Annotated in this window: 1 protein-coding gene; it reads left to right on the top strand. The window is 58.4% G+C overall.

Translation table 11 applies throughout. The annotated features are described in order from the left end of the window. Positions 1-807 (top strand): 4Fe-4S dicluster domain-containing protein (locus B5F17_RS14525; RefSeq protein WP_143287769.1); only part of this gene is annotated, 807 nt, incomplete at both ends.

Here is an 807-nt window from a genome sequence, read left to right on the forward strand (position 1 = left end):
TCCCGCTGGATGTTGCAGTTGAGGACATGAAGAAGAACAACTACAACTCCTACTTTAAGAAGGCTGGTCAGAAGATCGTCGATCTGAACAACCAGGCTGTTGACGTAGGCGTAAGCGCAGCCGTCAAGGTAGAGATCCCGGAGAGCTGGGCAAATGCAGTCGACGCTCCGGCGCAGGAGATCGAGGCAACGCCCTTCGTCAAGGAGATCGTACTGCCGATGGATCGCCAGCAGGGCGACAAGCTGCCGATTTCTGTCTTCCAGAAGCACGGCGTACTCGATGGCACCTGGGAGAACGGCACCTCGGCTTACTCCAAGCGCGGTGTTGCGACCATGGTTCCGAAGTGGGACGGCAGCGCATGTATCCAGTGTAACCGCTGCGCAGCAACCTGCCCGCACGCAGCAATCCGCCCGGTACTGCTGACCGAGGAGGAGAAGGCAAACGTTCCGGCATCCTTTGAGACCGTACCCGCAAAGGGTCTGGGCAAGGACGCTCCGGCATACTCCTACCGCATGCAGATCTCGCCCTACGACTGCCTGGGCTGTGGCGTCTGCCTGACCGCGTGCCCGGCGAAGGGTGCGCTGACTATGACTCCGTTCGACGACATGAAGCCCGAGCAGGAGAACTTCGACAAGGTAGCCATGAACGAGGCTTACCTCAAGAAGGACGTTATCAGCGATAAGAACATGAAGTCTGTCCAGTTTGCAAAGCCCTACTTCCAGTTCTCTGCGGCTTGCGCAGGCTGTGCCGAGACCACTTACATTAAGCTCGTCAGCCAGCTGGTCGGCGACCGCATGTACATCGGCA

Origin of the sequence: Butyricicoccus pullicaecorum, from assembly GCF_002160355.1 — a bacterium.
Lineage (GTDB): Bacteria > Bacillota > Clostridia > Oscillospirales > Butyricicoccaceae > Butyricicoccus > Butyricicoccus pullicaecorum.